Source organism: Belnapia sp. AC561 (assembly GCF_979252845.1).
In genome coordinates, this window is sequence record NZ_CEEDBP010000001.1 from 71380 (window position 1) to 87222 (window position 15843).

Consider the following 15843-nt stretch of genomic DNA (forward strand, 5'->3'; position numbering starts at 1 on the left):
GTCCCGCCTGGCTAGACTGCCGGCTCGGCCAGCAGCTCGATCTGCCAGAGCATCTCCGCCGTGGTCAGCGGCCAGTCGCCATCCGGCCCCGGCAGCATCACCGCGCCGGGCACCAGCTGCCCTAGCGTGCTCTGCGCCAGCAGGCAGCAGCGCGCCCCGAGCCCGGCCTGCCAGCAGAGCGCGACCATGCCCTTGGCGCTGCGCAGCCGTGCCGCCCGCTCCACCGCGCTCAGCGGCACCGCCGCATGGGTGGCCAGCACCAGCGCCATGGCCTGGGTATCGCCACGCAGCGCCGCCTCCTCGAACTGGCTTTCGGCACTGGGCTCGGCCTCGGCATCGGCGACCAGCCGCGCCTCCACCCGCGCCTGCAGCGCCTGGGTCACCGCCGGGTCCAGCTCCGGCCGCGCCGCCAGGCTCTCCAGCAGATGCCCGGCGACGCAGAGCGCCAGCGCCCGCAGCGAGTGCGGCGACAGGCGCGGCCGCTGCACCAGGCTCTCCTGCCAGGGCACCCGCGTCGCCGCCTGCACGATCAGCCCATCCAGCGTCTGTTCCCGGATGCTGGCGGAGCCATTGCCCAGCAGCGCGCCGATCGCCGCCTCATCCGCGCTGGCGGCGATCGCATCGCAGAGATCCTCGCTGAGGCAGGGCCGCCGGGCGATGGCGGTGATGGTCGCCGGCACCGGCGGCGCCGCCACCAGCGCCAGCAGATCCGCCTCGGTCAGCAAGGGGGAAAGCCGGATGACCGGCTCCGCCACCGCCATCGCCGCATCGCCGGCCAGCCGTAGGATCAGCGCCCGCGGCGCATCCGGCATGGATTTCAGCTCCTCGGCGATCACCGCGCGGACCTGCACCGCCGTATCCTCGGCCAGGCCGCAGAGCGTGCGCCAGCCGGCCAGCCCCAGCCGGTCCTGCGCCGCCGCCCGCGCCCGCGCGGCGGCCTCGGCCCGGGCCTGCAGTCGCGCCGCCTGCAGCGCCAGCTTGCGGCCGACCGCGGCCCGCACCGCGGCCTCGGCATCCCCCGCCAGCAGCGTATCGGCCTGCAGCGGCGTCGCGGCATTGGCGGCGACGGCGGCCCGCACCGCCGGCGCGCCATCGGCGGCGAGGAAATAAAGCAGCTCCGGCGTCGTCTCCGCCCGGCCGGCCAGCGCCACCCGCTCGGCTTCCGCGCCATCCCGCGCCAGCCGCTTCGCCGTCTCGTAGTCGGACCCGGCGCCGCCGGGGGATGGGGGCGCGGGCTGGCCCGAGGTCGCCTGGCCGCGCATCAGCCCGCCGCCGCCGGCGGTGCCGCATGCCGGGGTTCCGGCGCCAGCCGCCAGCCGTTGCGGCCGGCGCGCTTGGCCGCATACATCGCGCCATCCGCCCGGGCCAGCAGCGCATCCGGCGTATCCGGCCCATCGACGGACCGCACCGCGCCGCCGATGCTGAAGGTCAGCGGCAGGGTACAGCCGGGGATCAGCCCGGGCAGCACCACCACCGCGGTCCGGCACATCGCCGCGGCCCGCAGCGCCGCCGCCTCGGCATCCGCCTCCTGCAGCCAGATCGCGAATTCATCGCCGCCGAAGCGGGCGACGAGATCGGTCGGCCGGACGATGTCGCGCAGCAGCCGGCCGACCGCGATCAGCGCCTGGTCGCCCGCCTCATGCCCCATCCGGTCGTTCAGCGGCTTGAAATTGTCGAGGTCCACGAAGAGCACCGCGCCCACCGCGCGGGGCGGGTCCATGTCCATCCGCTCCAGCCGCCGGTGCAGGTCCTCGAGGAAGGCGCGGCGGTTCAGCAGCCCGGTCAGCCCATCCGTCCGCGCCCGCAATTCCAGCTCCTGCTGCAGCGCCTGGTTGCCGAGCGCGACGAAGAGCAGGTCCGCCGCCGAGGTCAGCAGGTGCCGGTCGTCGGCATCGAAGGGCCGGCCGCCCGGCGCCCGCCAGGCCAGCAGCGCATACCGCGGCACCCGGCGCTGCGGATGCGGCAGCAGCGCCAGCATCTCCCGCCCCGGCCCCTCGGCATAGCTCGGCACGTCGTCGTTCAGCAGGGTGCTCACCGCCTCCAGCAGCGGCCCGGGGTCGTCGCCATGCCGGTGCGTCACCTGCGGCAGGCCGGAGGGGGTCATCTCCAGCACCGCCGCCCCGGCGCAGCCCAGCGCGGGCGGCAGGGATTCGAGCGCCGCCGCCAGCATCTGCGGCGCCAGCACCTGCCGCCGCACCCGCCGCACCAGCGTCTCCAGCGCCTGGGCCCGGCGCAGCGCCGCCGCCTGGGCATCGGCCTCCCGCACCTCGGCGGTCACGTCCCGGCCGATGCCGCGCAGCCCGGCCGGGCGGCCCTCGGCATCCACCAGCGGCACGACCGCCAGGCTGTAGCAGGCCGGCACGCCATCCGCCTGGCGCAGCCAGGCCTGTACCCCGCGCCCGCCGCCCAGCAGGTTGCCGCTGCGGGGCCGGAAGGGGTCGGGTTCGGGATGCACCAGCAGCCCGTTCACCGGCTGGCCCAGCAGCGCCCCCTGCGGCCAGCCCAGCGCCGGGTCCGGGGTCAGGAAGGTCAGCCGCCCGGCCGCATCCGTCTCGAAGGCCAGGTCGGTCGCCAGGGCGGTGAAGTCCCGCCAGCGCTGCCGCGATTCCAGCAGCGCGCCGCGCAGCACCGGCACCGCCAGGCCCGGCGCGACCAGACCCGGCGCCACCAGGGGCGGCGGCGCCCCCGCCGGAGGAGGGCCGGAGCGCGGGGATGCATCGGGGCTTGGGAAGGGGTCCATGCCACGGAGTGTCCACCAGCCCCCTGAAGGCCCGGTTAATCCCGCCCCCATCATGGCCGCATCGGAGCCAGCGCGCCGCAGACGGCGCGTTGACAGCGGCGCGCCCGCATCGGCATGGTCCGCCGCCATCCCCAAGCGCCGCCGAGGACCCCGCCCCATGTCGTATGCCGCCCTCCAGGCCCCGATCGAAGCCCTCTGGGAGCGGCGGGACACCGTCTCCTCCGCCACCGGCGGGGAGGACCGCGCCGTGGTCATGGCGGCGCTCGAGGCGCTGGATTCCGGCCAGCTCCGCGTCGCCGAGGCCGATGCCGCCGGCACCTGGCAGGTCAAGCAGTGGGCCAAGCAGGCGGTGCTGCTGTCCTTCCGGCTGGTCGATTCGGCGCCGATGGACACCGCCGCCGGCGCCTACGACAAGGTGCCGCTGAAATTCGCCGACTGGGGCCCGAACCGCTTCAAGGATGCCGGCTTCCGCGCCGTCCCCGGCGCCGTGGTCCGCAAGTCCGCCTACATCGCCCCCGGCGTCGTGCTGATGCCGAGCTTCGTCAACGTCGGCGCCTATGTCGACCGCAACACCATGGTCGATACCTGGGCGACCGTCGGCTCCTGCGCCCAGATCGGCAAGAACGTGCATATCTCGGGCGGCGTCGGCATCGGCGGCGTGCTGGAGCCCCTCCAGGCCAACCCGGTCATCATCGAGGACGACTGCTTCATCGGCGCCCGGTCGGAAGTGGCCGAGGGCGTGGTGGTCGAGCGCGGCGCCGTGCTGTCGATGGGCGTCTTCCTCGGCGCCAGCACCAAGATCATCAACCGCGCGACGGGCGAGGTCCATGTCGGCCGCGTCCCGGCCTATTCCGTGGTGGTCCCCGGCACCCTGCCGGGCAAGCCGCTGCCGGACGGCACGCCGGGGCCGAGCCTCTACTGCGCCGTCATCGTCAAGACGGTGGATGCCCAGACCCGCTCCAAGACCTCGATCAACGAGCTGCTGCGCGACTGATGGCGGGAAATACCCCCACCGACCCGGTGCCGCTGGCCCAGGCGCTGATCCGCTGCCCGAGCGTCACCCCGGCCGATGCCGGGGCGCTCGCGGTGCTGGAGGCGGCGCTGGTCCCGCTCGGCTTCGCCTGCCACCGGATGCGCTTCAACGAGACCGAGAACCTCTTTGCCCGGCGCGGCACCGAGAGCCCGCATTTCTGCTACGCCGGCCATACCGACGTGGTCCCGCCGGGGGAGCAGGGCTGGACCGATAGCCCCTTCGCCGGCGTGGTCCGCGACGGCACGCTGTACGGCCGCGGCGCCTGCGACATGAAGGGCGGCATCGCCGCCTTCGTCGCCGGGCTGACCGATTTCCTCGCCGCCAATCCGCACCATGCCGGCAGCATCAGCCTGCTGATCACCGGCGACGAGGAAGGCCCGGCCAAGGACGGCACCACCCGCGTGCTCGACTGGATGGCCGAGACCGGCCACATCCCCGACATGGCGCTGGTGGGGGAACCCACCTCCCGCGTCGCCCTCGGCGACATCATCAAGGTCGGCCGCCGCGGCAGCATGACCGCCTATATCACCCTGTTCGGCACCCAGGGGCACAGCGCCTATCCGCAGCGGGCGGACAACCCGATCCACCGGCTGGTCCGCGTCCTCCATCGCCTCACCGCCACGCCGATCGACGGGGGCAGCGAGTTCTTCGAGGCGACCACGCTGCAGGTCACCGGCTTCGACACCGGCAATCCCTCGAACAACGTCATCCCCGCCGAGGCGCGGGCGATGCTGAACATCCGCTTCAACGACCTCCATACCAGCGCCGGCCTGACCGAGCATCTCCACGCCGCCCTCCGCGCCGAGGAGGCCCGCTACGAGATGCGGGTCGACTGCTCGGGCGAGAGCTTCCTCACCCAGCCCGGTCCCTTCGTGGATGGCCTGCAGCGCGCGGTGGAACGCGCCACCGGCCGCCCCGCCACGCTCGATACCGGCGGCGGCACCTCCGATGCCCGCTTCATCGCCCGCGTCTGCCCGGTGGCGGAACTCGGCGGCGTCGGCTCGACCATGCACAAGGTCGATGAATGTGTCCCCGTCGCGGAACTCCGCGACCTCGCCGGCCTCTATCGCATGGTCCTCGAGGAGAGCCTGCGCTGAGTGCGCCTATCACCCCTCCACCCCTGAAGATGGTGATCGAGGCGGGTCTGCGCGGCGCCTCCATGCTCGCCCGCGGCCGGCCCGAGGGGCTGATGCTGATTGAATCCAGCCCGGCCGGCGTCGCCCGCAGCTTCTGGGCCGCCGCCCTCTGCCTGCCCGGCTTCCTGGCGCTGCGCCTGCTCGGCTGGGCCGAGGCCGGCGTGCCCGATGTCGGCCGCAGCCTGCTGGCGGAGCTGATCGGCTATGTCTGCACCTGGTCCGGCTTCGCCCTCGCCACCCTGCCGCTGGCCGAGGCGACCGGACGCCGCGCCGAATGGCCGCAGTTCATCGCCGCCTGGAACTGGGCCAATGTGGTGCAGTACCTGGTGCTGCTGGCGCTGACCGTGCCCGCCTCGCTCGGCCTGCCGCCGCTGCTGGCGCATGGGCTGGGGCTGGCGGCGCTGGGCTATGCGCTCTGGCTCGAATGGTTCGTGGCCAAGGCGGCGCTGCGCGTCAGCGGCGGCCGGGCGGCAGCCTTCGTGCTGCTGGACCTGATGCTCGGCATCTTCGTCGGCGGGCTGGTGGCGCGGCTGTCGGGCGGGTGACCGTCGCGCCGAACCGGGAGGCCGCGGATACCCTGGCGGCGCTGCGCCGCGGCGACCTCGCCGGCATCCGGGCGTTGCGCCTCGGCGGCCTCGGCCTGACCGAATTCCCGGCCGAGATCCTCGGCCTCGCCGAAACCCTCGAATTGCTCGACCTCGGCGGCAATGCGCTGGTGGCGCTGCCGCCCGGCCTCGCCCGCTGCCGCAAGCTGCGGGTCTTCTTCGGCTCCGGCAATCCCTTCGGCCGGCTGCCGCCGGTACTGGGCGATTGCCCGGCGCTCAGCCAGATCGGCTGCCGCGGCAGCGCCCTGGCGGAGGTCCCGGCCGAAGCCCTGCCGCCGGCGCTGCGCTGGCTGACCCTGACCGACAATGCCCTGGTCCGCCTGCCGCCCGCGCTCGGCGAGCGGCCCGCGCTGCAGAAGCTCATGCTCTCCGGCAACCGGCTGGAGCGCCTGCCGGAGGGGCTGGCCGCGGCCGGGGCCCTCGAGCTCCTCCGCATCGCCGCCAATCGCTTCGAGGCGCTGCCGCCCTGGGTCGGCGAATTGCCCGCGCTGGCTTGGCTCGCCATGGCCGGCAATCCCTGCGAGGGACCCGGCGCGGCCCCTGCCGCCCCGGCGATTCCCTGGTCCGCCCTGACCCCCGGCGCGCTGCTGGGGGAGGGGGCCTCGGGCCATGTCCATGCCGCGTCCTGGGCCGGGCGTCCGGTGGCGCTGAAGCTCTTCAAGGGCGCCATGACCAGCGACGGGTTGCCGGAGCGCGAGATGGCCGCCTGCCTGGCCGCCGGCGCGCATCCCAACCTGATCGGCGCGCTCGGCCGGCTGGCGGGCCATCCGGCGGCGCTGCAGGGGCTGGTGATGCCGCTGCTGCCCGCCGCCTGGCGCGTCCTCGCCGGCCCGCCCAGCCTCGAGAGCTGCAGCCGCGATATCTACGACCCGGCGCTGCGGCTGGCGCCCGCCGTCGCGCTGCGGATCGCCCGCGGCATCGGCGCCGCGACGCTGCATCTGCATGGCCAGGGCCTGCTGCATGGCGACCTTTATGCCCATAACGTGCTCTGGGATGGCACCGCGGGGGAGGCGGTGCTGAGTGACCTCGGCGCCGCCGCCTTCCTGCCGCCCGGCAAGCTGGGCGAGACCCTGCAACGGCTGGAAGTCCGGGCCTGGGGCCTGCTGCTGGGCGAGCTGCTGGACCGCTGCGAGGCCGCGCCGGCCACCGCCCGGGCGGTGGAGGCGGCCTGCACCCAGCCCGTGGTCGCCGCCCGGCCGCGGCTTGCCGAGGCCCTGGCGATGCTGCCCGGCTAGACCCAGTCCGGCTCCTGCTCGTACCGGACGAAGCTGAAGCAAAGCCCTTCCGCCGGCGCCGTCTGCCCCGCCCGCGTCCGGTCCGCGCCGTCGAGCACCCGCCGGGGCCAGTCCACCCCGCGCTTGCCCTGGCCCACCTCCAGCAGGGTCCCGGCCAGGTTGCGGATCTGGTGGTGCAGGAAGCTCCGCGCCTCCGCCACGATCACCACCTCGTCGCCCTGCCGGCTGACCTCCAGCCGGTCCAGGGTCCGCACCGCGCTCTTCGCCTGGCAGGCCGCGGCGCGGAAGGCCGAGAAGTCATGCCGCCCCAGCAGCCCCTGCGCTGCCGCATGCATCGCCGCCGCATCCAGCCGCCCCTGCACATGCCAGACCCGGCCGAGGTCCAGCGCCGGCCGGGCCCGGCGGTTGAGGATGCGGTAGCGATAGCCCCGGTGGATCGCCGAGAAGCGGGCATTCCAGGCCGCCGGCGCCAGCGCCGCCGCCACGACCGAGACCGGATGCGGCCGGGTGTGGAAGTTCAGCGCCTCCCGCAGCCGCTCCGGCGGCAGGTCGCGGTCGATCCCGAGCTGCGCCACCTGGCCCTCCGCATGCACCCCCGCATCGGTCCGCCCGGCGGCGACCGAGGCCGGCACCACCCCGCCATTCAGCTTCGCCGCCGCCTCCTCCAGCACCTGCTGGACCGAGAGCCCGTTCTCCTGCCGCTGCCAGCCGACGAAGGGGCCGCCGTCGTATTCTAGGGTCAGGGCATAGAGGGGCATCAGCCGTCCGATCGCCGGAGGGCCGCAGGGCCCGCAGGCGTGAATCGGCCGGCTTCCTGCATCCCCGATCGCCGGAGGGCCGCAGGGCCCGCAGGCGTGAATCGGCCGGCTTCTTTCATCCCAGGATGGTGCCCGCCGGCAGCGGGAACCCCCGCAGGAAATCCGCGACCGGCATCGGCCCACGCCCCGGCCGCTGCAGCCGCAGCAGCCGCAGCGCGCCCTCGCCGCAGGCGACCAGCCCGGCCGCATCCAGCACCGTCCCCGGCGCCCCGGACCCCGCGGCCGGTTCGGCCGCCAGCACCCGGATCGCCTCGCCGCCATGGCGGAAGGCGGTTCCCGGCCAGGGGTTCAGCGCCCGCACCCGGCGGTCCAGCACCGTGGCCGGCAGCGCCCAGTCCAGCCGGGCGTCGTCCTTGGTCAGCTTCGGGGCATAGGTCATGCCCGCCTCGGGCTGCGGCACCGCCGGCGGGTCGCGCTCCAGCGCCTCCAGCACCAGCCGCGCGCCCAGCGGCGCCAGCGCGTCGTGCAGCTCGGGCGTCGTCATCCGCGGGCCGATCGGCACGGTGCCGCGCAGCAGCATCGGGCCGGTATCCAGCCCCTCGTCCATCTGCATGATGGTCACGCCGCTCTCGGCATCGCCGGCCAGGATCGCTGCATGGATCGGCGCCGCCCCGCGCCAGCGCGGCAGCAGCGAGGCATGGATATTGAGGCAGCCGCGCTTCGGCGCCTCCAGCATCGGCCGCGGCAGGATCAGCCCATAGGCCGCGACCACCGCCGCATCCAGCCCGAGCGCCGCGAAACCCGCATGCTCCGCCGCGTCGCGCCGCACCCGGGCCGGGGTGCGGACTTCCAGCCCCAGCGCCAGCGCCGCCTTGTGGACGGGGCAGGGGGCCTCCTTCTGGCCGCGCCCGGCCGGGCGCGGCGGCTGGCAATAGACCGCGGCGATCTCGTGCCCGGCCGCCTGCAGCGCCTGCAGCGCCGGCACCGCGAAATCCGGGCTGCCCATGAAGGCAATCCGCATCAGTCGCGCACCCGGGCCTTGAGGTCCTTCGCCAGCTTCCGCAGCAGCATGTTCCGCTTCAAGGCGCTGATATGATCGACAAACAGCACGCCATCGAGGTGATCGACCTCGTGCTGCAGGCAGGTCGCCAGCAGCCCCTCCGCCTCAATCTCCCGCTTCGCCCCGCCGAGGTCGAGGTAGCGCAGCTTCACCCGCGCCGGCCGGGTGACCTCGGCGAATTGACCGGGGAGGGACAGGCAGCCTTCCTCCCGCGTCGCCAATTCCCTGCTCGCGGCCATGATCTCCGGGTTCACCAGCACCAGCGGGTCCGGCTTGTCGTCCTTCTGCAGGTCGATCACCACGAAGCGCAGCAGCACCCCCACCTGGGGCGCCGCCAGGCCGATGCCCGGCGCCTTGTACATGGCATCCAGCATCCGCGGCGCGAGGTCGCGCAGGGCATCGGCATCGGCCGGCGAGACCGCACGTGCCTTGGCGCGCAGCTTGGGGTCGGGAACCAGAAGGATCGGCAGCGTTTCAGGGTCTGTCATGGCGGTTGCGCGATGTAGCCCCGGCGCCCACCCCTTGCAACCGGAGCCACCGCCGACAACATTCCTGATCGGTCGGATGCTTCGGGTCCGGCCACCCGCTTCGCTCCATCTGAGGAGGCTCCGCGTGTCCCGCCCATCCGTTTTCGGCTCTCCGCTGTTCCTCGGCTTCGACCATCTGGAACAGATGCTCGACCGGGTCGCCAAGAATTCGGATGGCTATCCGCCCTACAACATCGAGCAGACCACCGAGAACCGGCTGCGCATCAGCCTGGCCGTCGCCGGCTTCTCGATGGACGACCTGCAGATCACGCAGGAGGACAACCAGCTCGTGATCCGCGGCCGCCAGAGGGATGATGCGGAAGGCCGGATCTTCCTCCACCGCGGCATCGCCGCCCGCCAGTTCCAGCGAGCCTTCGTGCTCGCCGAGGGGATCGAGGTGGAAGGCGCCTGGCTCGACAACGGCCTGCTGCATGTCGATCTGCAGCGGCCCCAGCCGGAGGTGCGGGTGCGCAGCATCCCCATCAACGGCAACCCGGCCCGCCACCCCGTCCCGCCGGCTTCGGCGCGGGGTCCGACCCGGGAGATGACTGCCAACGTCGCCCCGCTGCCGATCGTCGAGGGGCGTGCCAACCGCGGCTGATGCCGGGCGTGCCGATCGCGGCAGATGCCGCAGGGCGCCCCAACCGCATGGGCCATCCGGCCATGCCAATCAGGAGAGATTATGATGAACAAGCATGATGTCCCGACCGACGCCGCTCCCGCGAGCTTCGCCCTGCGCCACATCTCGGTGGCCGATTGGGCGCGCTTCGGCGTCCAGCAGATCGCCTATATCCGCCCCGTGGTGGTGAACGGCGTCGCCGCCATCTCCATCCATGCCGCGGATGGCACCCCCATCGGCGCCGCCCCGAACGCCGAATCGGCCATCGCCGCCATCGAGCAGCACGAGCTGGCCGCCGTCCTGGTGCATTGAGGCTGCGGTCCCGCCGGGTGCCCCAGGGCGCCCGGCGGGAAGCCGGGGCGCCTCGCGCCCCGACCCCTTGCTCGCTCAGCCCGGGTTGGAATCGATCCAGCCCACGCAGCCATCCGGCCGCCGGTAGACCACCGCCAGCGCGCCGGAGCCGCTGTTGCGGAACATCAGCACCGGCTGATGCGTCAGGTCCAGCCGCATCACCGCCTCCCGCACCGTCAGCCGGGCGATGAAGCTGGGTTGCTCGGCGATGATGGCGCTATGCCCGGTCTCGGGCTGCTCCGCCTCCGGCTCGCCGGGGCCGGCCTCGCGCGTCTCCTCCTCGGGCTCTGCCTCCAGCACGTATTGGGTCGCCGCCTCGGCGGCATCCGGCCGTTCCTCGGCCAGGCTCCGGGCATGGTCGTTCACCCGCCGGCGGTAGCGCCGCAGCCGCTTGGCGACATGCTCGGCGGCGACCTCGAAGGCCTTGTGGGCATCGACGCCCTCGCCCTCGCCCCGCATGAAGAGGTTCTTGCCAGCCTTCAGGTTGATGTCGCAGGCGAAGAAGGCCCCCATCCGGCCCTTCGCGTCGCGCCGGAAGGTCACGTTCGCTTCCAGTGCATGGTCGAAATACTTGCGGGCAATCGTCGTGAGACCCTCCCTGACGTGCGTCTTCAGCGCCTCGCCGGTCTCGACCTGCTTGCCCGCGACAGTGATGTGCATGTGGACAGACCTCCTTCCCGGTAAACCGGAAGGGGCCGCCCGGCGGACCGGCGGCAAACCCTGGGGGGCGCGGCCCCCCCGGCTTGCGCCGCAGGGTCACATGCCGATGGGTCGATGGCCGCCCATCGGCAGGGTCAGGCCGGGACGGCCTTCTCCCGCTTGCGCTGCACGGACGATGGGATGCGCAGCGCCTCCCGGTATTTGGCCACCGTTCGCCGGGCGATGTCCACGCCTTCCTGCCGCAGCCGCTCCACGATCGCATCATCCGAGAGCACCGCCTCCGGCCCCTCCTGGTCGATCATTCCGCGGATGCGGTGCCGCACCGCCTCGGCGCTGTGGGACTCGCCGCCCATGGTCCCGGCGATGGCGGTGGTGAAGAAGTACTTCAGCTCGAAGGTGCCGCGCGGCGTCGAGATGTACTTGTTGGCGGTGACGCGGGAGACGGTGCTCTCATGCATCTGCACCTCCTCCGCCACGTCGCGCAGGATCAGCGGCCGCAGGTATTCCACGCCGTGCCGAAAGAAGCCGTCCTGGCGGCGGACGATCTCGCCGGCGACCTTCAGGATGGTATTGGCGCGCTGCTCGAGGCTCTTCAGCAGCCAATTCGCGCTCTGCAGCTTCTCCGCCAGGAAGGCCTTGTCGTCCTTGCTGCGGGCGCCGACCTGGCACTTCGCGTGGAAGCCGCGGTTGACCAGCACGCGGGGCAGCGTCTCCGGGTTCAGCTCCAGGATCCAGCCGCCGTCGGGCGCGCGGCGCATCAGCACGTCCGGCACCAGCGCCGGCGCCGGCAACTGGTCGAAGCTGGCGCCCGGCTTCGGGTCCAGCCGCCTGATCTCGGCGATCATGTCGCCGAGGTCCTCGGCATCGACGCCGCAGAGCACCATCAGCCCGGCCCGGTCGCGCCGCGCCAGCAGATCGAGGTTGTCCAGCAGCGTCTGCATCGCCGGGTCCAGCCGGTTCTTCTCGGCGAGCTGGACCGCGAGGCATTCCGCCAGGTTGCGGCAGAACATGCCGACCGGGTCGAAGCGCTGCATCCGCCGGCGGACCGCCGCCACCACCTCCACCGCGCAGCCCATGGCGGCGGCGAGCTGGGCATCCTCCACCGGCAGCCGCCCGGCGGCATCGACCAGGGCAAGAATTTGGGCCGCGATCAGCCGCTCGCGCGGGGACTGGAAGGTCAGCCGCGCCTGCTCGCCGAGATGCTCCCGCAGGGTATGGCCATGCGCCGCGAGGTCGTCGACGCCCGAGAGGTCCTCGCCGAAATCCGCCCGGCCGCCCTTGCCATAGGGCGTCTCGTAGCCGCCGCCCTGGTCGTAGACATTCTCGAAATCCGCATCGAGCGGCGCCGCGCCCTCGGCCGGCAGGGTGTCCGACATCGCCACCGCATGGCTGTCGGCGCCTTCCTCGACGCGGGGCGCGGTATCGACCCGGTGCCCGTCGTCCGGCCCGGCCAGCACGCGGTCGTCGCGTTCCAGCAGCGGGTTGCGTTCCAGCTCCTCCTCGACGAAGGCGGTGACCTCGAGGTTGGAGGATTGCAGCAGCTTGATCGCCTGCCGCAATTGCGGCGTCATCACCAGCGACTGCGATTGCCGCAGGTCGAGGCGCGGCGCCATGCTCATGGCTAGAAGGCCTCAGCCCGGCAGGTGGTCACAAACTGAATCGCTCGCCGAGGTAGACCCGGCGCACGCCCTCATGCGCCACGATGTCGTGCGGCAGCCCCTCCATCAGCACCTGGCCGTCGTGCAGGATATAGGCCCGGTCGATGATCTCCAGCGTCTCGCGCACGTTGTGGTCGGTGATCAGCACGCCGATGCCGCGGTTCTTCAGGTGCTTCACCAGGTCGCGGATCTCGCCGACGGCGATCGGGTCGATGCCGGCCAGCGGCTCGTCCAGCAGGATGTAGCTCGGGTGCGTCGCCAGCGCCCGGGCGATCTCGCAACGCCGCCGCTCGCCGCCCGAGAGCGCCAGCGCCGGCGCCCGGCGCAGATGGGCGATGCCGAATTCGGCCAGCAGCTCGTCCAGCATCTGCTCGCGCCGGTCGCGCTCCGGCTCCACCACCTCCAGCGCCGCGCGGATATTGTCCTCCACGCTCAGCCCGCGGAAGATCGAGGCCTCCTGCGGCAGGTAGCCCAGGCCGAGCCGCGCCCGGCGGTACATCGGCAGGGTGGTGACGTCGTGGCCGTCCATGACCACCCGGCCCTCGTCCGGCTGCACCAGCCCGGTGATCATGTAGAAGGTCGTGGTCTTGCCCGCGCCATTCGGCCCGAGCAGCCCGACCGCCTCGCCGCGCTTCAGGTTGATCGAGACGTTCCGCACCACCGGCCGCTTGCGGTAGCGCTTGCCGAGGCCGACCGCGACCAGCCCGCCCTCGCCCTCGATGGTGCGCAGCGGCGGGGAGCCGGGGGAGGGCGTGGCGAGGGGCGATTGGTCGTTCATCGGCTACGGCGCTCCGGCGTCGCGGGTTGGGTCGCGCCCCCGGGCGTGCCACCGGGCCTGCCACCGGGCGTGCCGGGGGCCTGGCCCCCCTGCTGCTCCGGGTTCTGGTTCGGCAGGATCAGCCCCTGCACCCGGGCGCCGGGGGTCGAGACCAGCCGTGCCACGCCCGTCCGCATGTTGACGATGGCTTCCTGGCCATTGATCTGGTTGTCGCCGCGGGTGATCCGCACGTCGCCCAGCAGCCGGGCCATGCCGGTCGCCGCGCTGTAGACGCCGCGGGACCCGCGCACGACATCGGTCGGGGTGCGGATCTCGACATTGCCGAAGGCCTCGACCCGGTCGAGCTTGCCCGAGCCGGGCGGCTCCCGACCGCCCGGACCCGGGGCTGCGGCCGGCCGCGGCGCGGAGGGCGCGCTGCCCGGTCCGTCGAGGAAGTAGGAGACCAGCGTATCCGCGGTGATCCGCCGCCCCTCGGCATTGTCCACCACCACGGCATTGCCGCGGGCGACCGCCATCTTGCGGGCGGACCAATACTCCAGGCTGTCGGTCGCGGTGATCACCTGCTGCGCCGTGGTCAGCGACAGGTCGCGCCCGGTCAGCACCAGCACCGCCTGGTCGATGTCGTAGACGGCGCGGTCGCCGCGGGCGACATCGGTGGCGGAGGTGATGCGGACATGCCCCTCCGCCTCCAGCCGCCAGATCTCGCTGCCGCCGCTCAGCGTCTGGTCGGGCGCGGCGCCGGGCGGGGTGGCCGCCGGGGCGGCGGCCGGGGTGGGGGCCTGGGTCGTCCCCTGGGGCGCCGCCCCGCCGGCCCGCGCCTGCGGCCGGTAGCGCGCCATCAGCCGGTCCGAATCGACCGTCACCGCGCCGCGGATGGCCCGCGCATTGCCGCGCGCGATCACCACCTGCTCGGCCTGCCGCCATTCGATCCCGTCCGAGGCGGTGACATCCACCGGCCCGCCCTGGGACATGTCGATGCCTTGCGCATGCCCCGGGGCCTGCAGCCCGAGGGCGGCCAGCCCGAAGACGCCGGCGAGCAGCAGCCGCCTCATCGCCGGCCGCCTTCCAGCACCGCATGGGCCCGGCCGGTGAAGACCACCACCGCGCCGCGCTCGGTCAGGCGGAAGCCTTCCGAGGTCAGCGTCCCGAAGCCGCCCTGCGCCGCCACCGGGTCATCCCCGCTGGCGCTGCCGGCATCCATCTGCACCGCCGCGCTCTCGGTCAGCAGCATCAGCCCGTTGTCGTGATAGATCGTCACATCCCCCGCCAGGTCGAGATGATTGGCCGGCCGGTCGAAGCGGCCGGTCCGCGCCTGCACATAGACCCAGGAGCCATCGGTCATCAGCAGGTCGCCGCGCGGCTCCTCCAGGTCGAGGATCTGGGCGGCGCCGGGCTGCTGCCCCGCATCGGCGGTGATGGTGAAGGGCCGGTTCAGCTCGTCCACCCCCTGGTAGCGTGGATTGACCACCCGCAGGCCCTCGGCCCGCGGCTGCACGGTGCGGCGGAAGCTCACGCGGGACCGGTCCTCATTGCCCTCGATCTCCGGCCAGAAGGCCACGGTGGCCAGCAGCGCCAGGGCCAGCGCCGGCAGCAGCCGCTTGGTCCAGCGCACGGCGAAGCGCCGCCGCGCCAGCTGGCCGCGGCTCAGCCCGCGCCGCTCGCGCGACAGCGGCAGCATCTGCCGGCCGGAGGCGACCATGGGCTGGGCCGGACCCGGCCGGCCAGGGGGGGATTGCTGGGCCATCACGGACAGGACGGCGTCCCCAAGGGGGTCCGGGATCGGGCCCCGCTCCGGTCGGCACGGCAGGAAGGATGGATGCTCACGCCCCTTCTATGGGCGTGCCCGGCCCGGGGGTCAACGCGCCGGAGGCCGCTTGGACAAGAATCATGCCAGAGCCGCCGGAAGGCTTGACAAGCCATGATTTCCTTGCCCCTCCGGAACGCTCCGCCATTCGCTCAATGCGCGAAGATGTCCGGATCGGCATAGCCCAGAAGGTCCAGCGCGCCCCGCGTCGGCAGGAATCGGAAGCAGGCCTCCGCCAGCTCCAGCCGCCCCTCGCGCCGCAGCAGCCCCTCCAGCCGGGCCCAGAGCGCATGCAGGTGCAGCACGTCGGAGGCGGCATAGGCGAGCTGCTCCGGGCTCAGCTCCGGCGCGCCCCAGTCCGAGGATTGCTGCTGCTTCGAGATCTCGACCCCGAGCAGCTCCTTGCAGAGCACCTGCAGCCCATGCCGGTCGGTGAAGGTCCGCACCAGCTTGGCCGCAACCTTGGTGCAGATCACCGGCGCCACCGTCACGCCGAGGGCATTGTACAGCGCGGCGCAGTCGAAGCGGGCGAAGTGGAACAGCTTGGTGGTGCCGGCATCGGCCAGCATCCGCTTCAGGTTCGGGCAATCCGCCCCATGCCCGCCGAGGCGCTCCGGCACGATCTGCACGCAATGCGCATGGCCGTCGCCGGCGGAGAGCTGCACCAGGCAGAGCCGGTCGCGATGCGGGTTGAGGCCCATGGTCTCGGTATCGATCGCCACCACCGGTCCCAGGTCGAGGCCATCGGGCAGGTCATGCCGGTGCAGGCTGATCACGGTGCGGGTCCTTGCTGCGGCGCCACGGTTGGGCCGGGCGAAAAGGGTGGTCCCCAAGTGACGATCCCCTTCGCGGGACAGGAGGTGGCGAGGGGCCGCCGTC

At 73.1% G+C, this 15843-nt stretch carries 17 protein-coding genes; 6 read left to right on the forward strand and 11 right to left on the reverse strand.

Annotated elements, in window-relative coordinates:
* Positions 1-11 precede the first annotated feature (11 nt).
* Complete coding sequence (locus tag AC0IW9_RS00335; protein WP_471646209.1) at positions 12-1262, reverse strand: DUF2336 domain-containing protein; 1251 nt, start codon at positions 1260-1262, stop codon at positions 12-14.
* Positions 1262-2740 carry a sensor domain-containing diguanylate cyclase gene (locus tag AC0IW9_RS00340; RefSeq protein WP_471646210.1) on the reverse strand — a complete coding sequence of 493 codons (1479 nt, stop codon included), beginning with the start codon at positions 2738-2740 and terminating at the stop codon, positions 1262-1264. The genes AC0IW9_RS00335 and AC0IW9_RS00340 overlap by 1 nt, the downstream gene beginning before the upstream one ends.
* A gap of 157 nt (positions 2741-2897) precedes the next feature.
* Between AC0IW9_RS00340 and dapD the strand changes: the two genes are divergently transcribed.
* Genes dapD through AC0IW9_RS00360 form a run of 4 tightly spaced genes read left to right on the forward strand, consistent with a single transcriptional unit; the run spans position 2898 to position 6749 of the window.
* Positions 2898-3734 carry a 2,3,4,5-tetrahydropyridine-2,6-dicarboxylate N-succinyltransferase gene (dapD, locus tag AC0IW9_RS00345; protein WP_471646211.1) on the forward strand — a complete coding sequence of 279 codons (837 nt, stop codon included), beginning with the start codon at positions 2898-2900 and terminating at the stop codon, positions 3732-3734.
* Positions 3734-4870 carry a succinyl-diaminopimelate desuccinylase gene (gene dapE / locus AC0IW9_RS00350; protein ID WP_471646212.1) on the forward strand — a complete coding sequence of 379 codons (1137 nt, stop codon included), beginning with the start codon at positions 3734-3736 and terminating at the stop codon, positions 4868-4870. Before dapD ends, dapE begins: the two co-directional genes overlap by 1 nt.
* Positions 4871-4899: 29 nt before the next feature.
* Positions 4900-5454, forward strand: coding sequence for a hypothetical protein (locus AC0IW9_RS00355; RefSeq protein WP_471646213.1), 555 nt, complete (start codon positions 4900-4902; stop codon positions 5452-5454).
* Positions 5451-6749 carry a leucine-rich repeat-containing protein kinase family protein gene (locus tag AC0IW9_RS00360; RefSeq protein WP_471646214.1) on the forward strand — a complete coding sequence of 433 codons (1299 nt, stop codon included), beginning with the start codon at positions 5451-5453 and terminating at the stop codon, positions 6747-6749. The genes AC0IW9_RS00355 and AC0IW9_RS00360 overlap by 4 nt, the downstream gene beginning before the upstream one ends.
* On the opposite strand, the gene truA is transcribed toward AC0IW9_RS00360, so the two are convergent.
* From truA to def, 3 genes are all read right to left on the reverse strand, one after another.
* A complete protein-coding gene (gene truA / locus AC0IW9_RS00365; RefSeq protein ID WP_471646215.1) occupies positions 6746-7507 on the reverse strand; it encodes a tRNA pseudouridine(38-40) synthase TruA in 762 nt (253 codons plus the stop codon). The two genes, AC0IW9_RS00360 and truA, sit on opposite strands and share 4 nt — an antisense overlap.
* A 115-nt stretch (positions 7508-7622) precedes the next feature.
* Positions 7623-8528, reverse strand: a complete 906-nt coding sequence (fmt, locus tag AC0IW9_RS00370; protein ID WP_471646216.1) for a methionyl-tRNA formyltransferase — start codon at positions 8526-8528, stop codon at positions 7623-7625.
* Positions 8528-9055, reverse strand: coding sequence for a peptide deformylase (def, locus tag AC0IW9_RS00375; RefSeq protein ID WP_471646217.1), 528 nt, complete (start codon positions 9053-9055; stop codon positions 8528-8530). Before def ends, fmt begins: the two co-directional genes overlap by 1 nt.
* Positions 9056-9209: 154 nt before the next feature.
* On the opposite strand from def, the gene AC0IW9_RS00380 reads away from it, so the two are divergent.
* Positions 9210-9695, forward strand: a complete 486-nt coding sequence (locus AC0IW9_RS00380) for an Hsp20 family protein (RefSeq protein WP_471646464.1) — start codon at positions 9210-9212, stop codon at positions 9693-9695.
* A gap of 81 nt (positions 9696-9776) precedes the next feature.
* On the forward strand, positions 9777-10025 hold the full coding sequence (locus AC0IW9_RS00385; RefSeq protein WP_471646218.1) for a DUF1150 family protein: 249 nt from the start codon (positions 9777-9779) through the stop codon (positions 10023-10025).
* Between the two features lie 75 nt (positions 10026-10100).
* Here AC0IW9_RS00385 and hpf read toward each other — a convergent pair whose 3' ends face one another.
* The 6 genes from hpf to AC0IW9_RS00415 form a co-directional block, all read right to left on the reverse strand.
* On the reverse strand, positions 10101-10724 hold the full coding sequence (hpf, locus tag AC0IW9_RS00390) for a ribosome hibernation-promoting factor, HPF/YfiA family (protein WP_471646219.1): 624 nt from the start codon (positions 10722-10724) through the stop codon (positions 10101-10103).
* Positions 10725-10858: 134 nt separating this feature from the next.
* On the reverse strand, positions 10859-12343 hold the full coding sequence (gene rpoN, locus AC0IW9_RS00395) for an RNA polymerase factor sigma-54 (protein ID WP_471646220.1): 1485 nt from the start codon (positions 12341-12343) through the stop codon (positions 10859-10861).
* A gap of 28 nt (positions 12344-12371) precedes the next feature.
* Positions 12372-13160, reverse strand: a complete 789-nt coding sequence (gene lptB / locus AC0IW9_RS00400; RefSeq protein WP_471646221.1) for an LPS export ABC transporter ATP-binding protein — start codon at positions 13158-13160, stop codon at positions 12372-12374.
* Positions 13157-14212: an LptA/OstA family protein gene (locus AC0IW9_RS00405; RefSeq protein ID WP_471646222.1), complete on the reverse strand. Its 1056-nt coding sequence runs from the start codon at positions 14210-14212 to the stop codon at positions 13157-13159. Before AC0IW9_RS00405 ends, lptB begins: the two co-directional genes overlap by 4 nt.
* Positions 14209-14904 (reverse strand): LPS export ABC transporter periplasmic protein LptC, encoded by a 696-nt coding sequence (lptC, locus tag AC0IW9_RS00410; RefSeq protein WP_471646223.1) that lies wholly within the window; start codon positions 14902-14904, stop codon positions 14209-14211. The genes AC0IW9_RS00405 and lptC overlap by 4 nt, the downstream gene beginning before the upstream one ends.
* A gap of 212 nt (positions 14905-15116) precedes the next feature.
* Positions 15117-15797 (reverse strand): ribonuclease D, encoded by a 681-nt coding sequence (locus tag AC0IW9_RS00415; RefSeq protein ID WP_471646224.1) that lies wholly within the window; start codon positions 15795-15797, stop codon positions 15117-15119.
* Positions 15798-15843 lie beyond the last annotated feature (46 nt).